Origin of the sequence: Actinacidiphila sp. bgisy167, from assembly GCF_965342175.1 — a bacterium.
In the GTDB taxonomy this organism is placed as follows: Bacteria; Actinomycetota; Actinomycetes; order Streptomycetales; family Streptomycetaceae; genus Actinacidiphila.
The window spans coordinates 1-6,867 of sequence record NZ_CBDRBL010000145.1 but is presented as its reverse complement, the minus strand read 5'-3'; the positions used below and the strand labels follow the sequence as shown (position 1 = coordinate 6,867).

Here is a 6,867-nt window from a genome sequence, read left to right as displayed (position 1 = left end):
AGGTCAGCTTAGGTTGCCCTAAGTGATGGAGCGGACATCCACCCACTGGACCGCCGCTTGCCTCGGTGAGATGAATTACGCAACACTGGCCTTGTGAAAAACGTGTCCGAGGTTCGGGAGGAGCAGACGAGCGGCGAGCGGAGCACCCGCAACCGCGTCGCCCGCTCCGTCCTGCTCCACGGGCCCTCGACCGCCGCCGACCTGGCGGAGCGGCTCGGACTGACGCAGGCGGCCGTACGCCGCCATCTGGACGCGCTCGTGGCCGAGGGCATGGTCGAACCGCGCGAGAAGCGGGTCTACGGCAACCGCGGCCGCGGCCGCCCCGCCAAGGTCTTCGCGCTGACCGACTGCGGCCGCGACGCCTTCGACCAGGCCTACGACCAGCTCGCCGCCGACGCCCTGCGCTGGATCGCCGAGTCCGCCGGGGGCGGGCAGCTGGGGGACGCCGCGGTGTCCGCCTTCGCCCGCGCCCGGGTCGCCGCCCAGGCCGAGCGCTACCGAGCGGTCGTCGAGGCGGCCGGCCCCGAGGAACGCACACAGGCGCTGGCGAGGGCGCTCAGCCAGGACGGGTACGCTGCCACCACGCGCAAGGCGCCCGCCTCCGCCGGGGAGCAGCTGTGCCAGCACCACTGCCCGGTGGCTCACATCGCCGAGCAGTTCCCGCAGCTGTGCGAGGCGGAGGCCGAGGTCTTCTCCCGCCTGCTCGGCACCCATGTACAACGGCTGGCGACCATCGCCCACGGAGACGGTGTCTGCACCACCTTCGTGCCGAAGACCGCCCCGCCGTCCGGATCCACCGCATCTGACACCACCGAAAGCAACGCCGGGAGGAACCCCGCATGACTGCCCCCCTGGAGACGGCTCACCCTGAACTCGAGGGTCTGGGCACGTACGAGTACGGCTGGGCCGACTCGGACGAAGCCGGTGCCGCCGCCCGCCGTGGCCTGAACGAGGACGTCGTCCGCGACATCTCCGCGAAGAAGAACGAGCCCGAGTGGATGCTCAAGATGCGTCTCAAGGGCCTGAAGCTCTTCGAGAAGAAGCCCATGCCCACCTGGGGCTCGGACCTGTCGGACATCGACTTCGACAACATCAAGTACTTCGTGCGGTCCACGGAGAAGCAGGCGGAGTCCTGGGAGGACCTGCCCGAGGACATCAAGAACACCTACGACAAGCTGGGCATCCCCGAGGCGGAGAAGCAGCGGCTGGTCGCGGGTGTGGCGGCGCAGTACGAGTCGGAGGTCGTCTACCACCAGATCCGCGAGGACCTGGAGGAGCAGGGCGTGATCTTCCTCGACACCGACACGGCGCTCAAGGAGCACCCGGAGCTGTTCCAGGAGTACTTCGGCACCGTCATCCCGGCGGGTGACAACAAGTTCGCCTCGCTGAACACCGCGGTGTGGTCCGGCGGCTCCTTCATCTACGTGCCGAAGGGCGTGCACGTCGAGATCCCGCTGCAGGCCTACTTCCGGATCAACACCGAGAACATGGGCCAGTTCGAGCGGACGCTGATCATCGTCGACGAGGACGCCTACGTCCACTACGTCGAGGGCTGCACCGCGCCGATCTACAAGTCGGACTCGCTGCACAGCGCCGTGGTCGAGATCATCGTGAAGAAGGGCGGCCGCTGCCGCTACACGACGATCCAGAACTGGTCGAACAACGTCTACAACCTGGTCACCAAGCGCGCCGTGGCGTACGAGGGCGCGACGATGGAGTGGGTCGACGGCAACATCGGCTCCAAGGTGACCATGAAGTACCCGGCCGTCTACCTCATGGGCGAGCACGCCAAGGGCGAGACCCTCTCGATCGCCTTCGCGGGCGAGGGCCAGCACCAGGACGCCGGCGCGAAGATGGTGCACATGGCGCCGAACACCTCGTCCTCGATCGTCTCCAAGTCGGTGGCCCGCGGCGGTGGCCGCACCTCCTACCGCGGACTGATCGAGATCGGCGAGGGCGCCGCCGGCTCGAAGTCGAACGTGCTCTGCGACGCGCTGCTGGTGGACACCATCTCCCGCTCGGACACCTACCCGTACGTGGACGTCCGCGAGGACGACGTGTCGATGGGCCACGAGGCGACCGTCTCCAAGGTCAGCGAGGACCAGCTCTTCTACCTCATGAGCCGCGGCCTGGAGGAGACCGAGGCGATGGCGACCATCGTCCGCGGCTTCGTGGAGCCGATCGCGCGCGAGCTGCCCATGGAGTACGCGTTGGAGCTGAACCGGCTGATCGAGCTGCAGATGGAGGGGGCGGTCGGCTGACGCCCGGCTGCTTTCGTCCACCACGAACCCGTTGCCCCTGCAGGGCCGTGAGCGAGCCGAAGGGCGCGCGACGCCGATGAGCGACGAGACCTGGCGATCCCGAGGGTAGGGAGCGCGGCGTCGAGGAGTGTCGGCACGGGTCCTTCCCGGCGACACCGGGAAGGACCAGGCGCCCGGAGGCGAGCGAACACACATAGGCAGAAAGAGGCAGTAAGACAGCCATGGCTGAAACCATCCCGGCGGCCGGTGCCACCACCGAGGGCGCCATCCAGGTCGGCCAGCCGCGGGACGCCCGAGTGAGCGCGCCCGCCTCGTACGACGTGGCCGACTTCCCCGTGCCGCACGGCCGCGAGGAGGAGTGGCGCTTCACCCCGCTGGAGCGGCTGCGCGGCCTGCACGACGGCACCGCCGTCGCCACCGGCGGCGTCAAGGTTGAGGTGAGCGCCCCCGAGGGTGTCACCGTCGAGACGGTCGGCCGGGACGACGCCCGGGTCGGCAAGGCCGGCAAGCCGGTGGACCGCGTCGCCGCCCAGGCCTACAGCTCCTTCGAGAAGGCCGGGGTCGTCTCCATCCCCAAGGACGCGGTGCTCACCGAGCCGGTGCGGATCTCCGTGCACGGACAGGGGGGCGTGGCCTTCGGCCACCAGGTCGTCGAGGTCGGCGCCTTCGCGGAGGCGGTCGTGGTGATCGACCACACCGGCGACGCCACCCTCGCGGCCAACGTCGAGTTCCTGGTCGGCGACGGTGCCAAGCTGACCGTCGTGTCCGTCCAGGACTGGGACGACACCGCCGTGCACGCCGCCCAGCACACCGCTCTGGTCGGCCGTGACGCGACCTTCAAGTCCGTGGTCGTCACCTTCGGCGGCGACGTGGTGCGCCTGCACCCGCGGGTCGTCTACGGCGCCCCCGGCGGCGAGGCCGAGCTGTACGGCCTGTACTTCACCGACGAGGGCCAGCACCAGGAGCACCGCCTGTTCATCGACCACGACACGCCGCACTGCCGGTCGAACGTGGCGTACAAGGGCGCGCTGCAGGGCCGGGACGCGCACGCGGTGTGGATCGGCGACGTGCTCATCCGCGCCGAGGCCGAGGGCACCGACACCTACGAGCTCAACCGCAACCTGGTGCTCACCGACGGCGCCCGGGTCGACTCGGTCCCCAACCTGGAGATCGAGACCGGCGAGATCGTCGGCGCCGGGCACGCCTCGGCCACCGGCCGCTTCGAGGACGAGCAGCTGTTCTACCTGATGGCCCGGGGAATCCCGGCCGACGAGGCCCGCCGACTGGTCGTGCGCGGCTTCTTCGCCGAGCTGATCCAGCAGATCGGCCTGGCCGACCTGGAGGAGCGCCTCCTGGAGAAGATCGACGCGGAGCTGGAGGCGTCCGTCGTATGACCACTGCTGAAGGCTTCGTCCGCGCCTGCGCGCTGAGCGAACTCGAACCGGACGCGCCGAAGCGTGTCGAGCTCGGCGGCGTGCCGGTGTCGCTCGTGCTCACCGAGGGCGAGGTGTTCGCGATCCACGACGTGTGCTCCCACGCGAACGTCTCGCTGTCCGAGGGCGAGGTGGAGGACTGCCAGATCGAGTGCTGGCTGCACGGCTCCTCCTTCGACCTGAGGACCGGAAAGCCGTCCGGGCTGCCCGCGACGCGGCCCGTTCCCGTGTACCCCGTTCAGATCCAAGGGGACGATGTGCTCGTCTCCGTCACCCAGGAGTCCTGAGACACCCATGGCAACGCTTGAGATCCACGACCTGCACGTCTCCGTCGAGGCCGAGAACGGTCCGCGCGAGATCCTCCGCGGTGTCGACCTGACCGTGAAGCAGGGCGAGACCCACGCCATCATGGGTCCGAACGGCTCCGGCAAGTCGACCCTGGCCTACTCGCTGGCCGGCCACCCCAAGTACACCGTCACCGGCGGCACCGTGACCCTGGACGGCGAGGACGTGCTCGCCATGTCCGTCGACGAGCGGGCGCGGGCGGGTGTCTTCCTGGCCATGCAGTACCCCGTCGAGGTCCCCGGCGTCTCGGTCTCCAACTTCCTGCGCACCTCCGCCACCGCCATCCGCGGCGAGGCCCCCAAGCTGCGCACCTGGGTGAAGGAGGTCAAGGAGGCCATGGAGCGCCTGCACATGGACCCCGCCTTCGCCGAGCGCAACGTCAACGAGGGCTTCTCCGGCGGTGAGAAGAAGCGCCACGAGATCCTCCAGCTCGAACTGCTCAAGCCCAAGATCGCGATCCTCGACGAGACCGACTCCGGCCTGGACGTCGACGCGCTGCGGATCGTCTCCGAGGGCGTCAACCGGGTGCGGGAGAGCGGCGAGGTCGGCACCCTGCTGATCACCCACTACACCCGGATCCTGCGCTACATCAAGCCCGACCACGTCCACGTCTTCGCCGCGGGCAGGATCGCCGAGTCCGGCGGCCCGGAGCTGGCGGACAAGCTGGAGGCCGAGGGTTACGAGGCCTATGTGAAGGGAGGCGCTTCCGCGTGACACTGCAGCTGCCGGGCCTGCTCGACACCGAGGCGATCCGCAAGGACTTCCCGGTGCTGGACCGCCTGGTCCACGACGGGAAGAAGCTCGTCTACCTGGACAACGCCGCGACCTCGCAGAAGCCGCGCCAGGTCCTTGACGCCCTCAGCGAGTACTACGAGCGTCACAACGCCAACGTCCACCGCGGTGTGCACACGCTCGCCGAGGAGGCCACGGCGCTGTACGAGGGAGCCCGCGACAAGATCGCGACCTTCATCAACGCCCCCAGCCGCGACGAGGTGATATTCACCAAGAACGCCTCGGAGTCGCTGAACCTGGTCGCCAACATGCTGGGCTGGGCCGACGAGCCCTACCGCGTGGACCAGAACACCGAGATCGTCATCACGGAGATGGAGCACCACTCCAACATCGTGCCGTGGCAGCTGCTCTCGCAGCGCACCGGGGCGAAGCTGAAGTGGTTCGGCCTGACCGACGACGGCCGGCTCGATCTGAGCGACCTCGAGCAGGTCATCACCGAGAAGACCAAGATCGTCTCCTTTGTGCTGGTCTCCAACATCCTGGGAACGATCAACCCGGTCGAGGCGATCGTACGCCGCGCGCAGGAGGTCGGCGCCCTGGTGCTGATCGACGCCTCGCAGGCCGCGCCGCACATGGTGCTGGACGTGCAGGCGCTGCAGGCCGACTTCGTGGCCTTCACCGGGCACAAGATGCTCGGCCCGACCGGTATCGGGGTGCTGTGGGGCCGCCAGGAACTGCTGGAGGACCTCCCGCCGTTCCTGGGCGGCGGCGAGATGATCGAGACCGTCTCCATGCAGTCGTCGACGTACGCGCCCGCGCCGCACAAGTTCGAGGCGGGTACGCCCCCGATCGCCCAGGCCGTCGGCCTCGGCGCCGCGGTGGACTACCTGAGCGCGATCGGCATGGAGCGGATCGCCGCGCACGACCACGCGATCACCGAGTACGCGCTGCGCCGGCTGAAGGAGGTGCCCGGGCTCAAGATCATCGGTCCGGACACCCCGGAGGGCCGCGGGTCCGCGATCTCCTTCACGCTCGGCGACATCCACCCGCACGACGTGGGCCAGGTCCTCGACGAGGAGGGCATCGCGGTACGGGTCGGGCACCACTGCGCTCGGCCGGTCTGCCTGCGGTACGGAATTCCCGCGACCACGCGAGCGTCGTTCTATCTGTACTCCACGCCGGCCGAGGTCGACGCCTTGGTCGAGGGGCTGGAGCACGTACGGAACTTCTTCGGCTGAGGGACGGGACGGCGAAGCCTGTGAAGCTGGATTCGATGTACCAGGAAGTCATCCTGGACCACTACAAGAACCCGCACGGCCGCGGCCTGCGTGACGGTGACGTCGAGGTGCACCACGTCAACCCGACGTGTGGTGACGAGATCACGCTGCGTGTCAAGCTCGACGGCGCGTCCATCCAGGACATCAGCTATGAGGGCCAGGGCTGTTCCATCAGCCAGGCCAGCGCCTCCGTGCTCAACGAGCTGCTCGTCGGCCGCCGGGTCGACGAGGCCGTGAAGGTCCAGGAGGTCTTCCTGGAGCTGATGCAGTCCAAGGGCAAGCTGGAGCCCGACGACGCGATGGAGGACGTCCTGGAGGACGCGGTCGCGTTCGCCGGAGTCTCCAAGTACCCGGCGCGCGTCAAGTGCGCGCTGCTGAGCTGGATGGCGTGGAAGGACGCCACCGCCCAGGCACTGGGCGATGGCGCGGTCAGGGAGTCCGCATGAGCGACAACGCAGAAGTGATGACGGCGAAGCCGGCGAGCGAGGAGGAGATCCGCGAGGCCCTCTACGACGTCGTCGACCCCGAGCTGGGCATCGACGTCGTCAACCTCGGGCTGATCTACGGCATCCACATCGACGACGCCAACGTCGTCACCCTGGACATGACGCTCACCTCGGCGGCGTGTCCGCTGACCGACGTCATCGAGGACCAGGCGAAGTCGGCCACCGACGGCATCGTCAACGACCTGAAGATCAACTGGGTCTGGATGCCGCCGTGGGGCCCCGACAAGATCACCGACGAGGGCCGCGAGCAGCTGCGCGCGCTGGGCTTCAACGTCTGACCCCCGTGGGCCCGCACAGGGCCCGCGCCGGGCCG

Annotated in this window: 8 protein-coding genes; all 8 read left to right on the top strand. The window is 68.8% G+C overall.

Annotated features, from left to right (window positions below):
• The first annotated feature begins 93 nt into the window (after nt 1-93).
• The gene (locus ACRWND_RS29860; protein WP_431954940.1) at nt 94-843 is read left to right on the top strand and encodes a helix-turn-helix transcriptional regulator; all 750 of its coding nucleotides are present in this window, start codon (nt 94-96) and stop codon (nt 841-843) included.
• The gene (gene sufB / locus ACRWND_RS29855) at nt 840-2,261 is read left to right on the top strand and encodes a Fe-S cluster assembly protein SufB (protein ID WP_431954938.1); all 1,422 of its coding nucleotides are present in this window, start codon (nt 840-842) and stop codon (nt 2,259-2,261) included. Before ACRWND_RS29860 ends, sufB begins: the two co-directional genes overlap by 4 nt.
• A gap of 221 nt (nt 2,262-2,482) precedes the next feature.
• Entirely contained in the window at nt 2,483-3,655 is a 1,173-nt protein-coding gene (gene sufD / locus ACRWND_RS29850; RefSeq protein ID WP_431954936.1) for a Fe-S cluster assembly protein SufD, read from the top strand.
• Complete coding sequence (locus ACRWND_RS29845; RefSeq protein WP_431954934.1) at nt 3,652-3,981, top strand: non-heme iron oxygenase ferredoxin subunit; 330 nt, start codon at nt 3,652-3,654, stop codon at nt 3,979-3,981. Before sufD ends, ACRWND_RS29845 begins: the two co-directional genes overlap by 4 nt.
• Nucleotides 3,982-3,988: 7 nt before the next feature.
• A complete protein-coding gene (sufC, locus tag ACRWND_RS29840) occupies nt 3,989-4,753 on the top strand; it encodes a Fe-S cluster assembly ATPase SufC (RefSeq protein ID WP_431954932.1) in 765 nt (254 codons plus the stop codon).
• The gene (locus ACRWND_RS29835) at nt 4,750-6,009 is read left to right on the top strand and encodes a cysteine desulfurase (RefSeq protein ID WP_431954930.1); all 1,260 of its coding nucleotides are present in this window, start codon (nt 4,750-4,752) and stop codon (nt 6,007-6,009) included. Before sufC ends, ACRWND_RS29835 begins: the two co-directional genes overlap by 4 nt.
• Nucleotides 6,010-6,029: 20 nt before the next feature.
• Nucleotides 6,030-6,494 carry a Fe-S cluster assembly sulfur transfer protein SufU gene (gene sufU / locus ACRWND_RS29830; RefSeq protein ID WP_431954928.1) on the top strand — a complete coding sequence of 155 codons (465 nt, stop codon included), beginning with the start codon at nt 6,030-6,032 and terminating at the stop codon, nt 6,492-6,494.
• A complete protein-coding gene (locus ACRWND_RS29825; RefSeq protein ID WP_431954926.1) occupies nt 6,491-6,832 on the top strand; it encodes a metal-sulfur cluster assembly factor in 342 nt (113 codons plus the stop codon). Before sufU ends, ACRWND_RS29825 begins: the two co-directional genes overlap by 4 nt.
• Nucleotides 6,833-6,867 lie beyond the last annotated feature (35 nt).

Coding starts and splice junctions, on each gene's coding strand:
- sufB (WP_431954938.1), top strand. CDS start 840: ATGACTGCCCCCCTGGAGACGGCTCACCCTGAACTCGAGGGTCTGGGC.
- sufD (WP_431954936.1), top strand. CDS start 2,483: ATGGCTGAAACCATCCCGGCGGCCGGTGCCACCACCGAGGGCGCCATC.
- ACRWND_RS29845 (WP_431954934.1), top strand. CDS start 3,652: ATGACCACTGCTGAAGGCTTCGTCCGCGCCTGCGCGCTGAGCGAACTC.
- sufC (WP_431954932.1), top strand. CDS start 3,989: ATGGCAACGCTTGAGATCCACGACCTGCACGTCTCCGTCGAGGCCGAG.
- ACRWND_RS29825 (WP_431954926.1), top strand. CDS start 6,491: ATGAGCGACAACGCAGAAGTGATGACGGCGAAGCCGGCGAGCGAGGAG.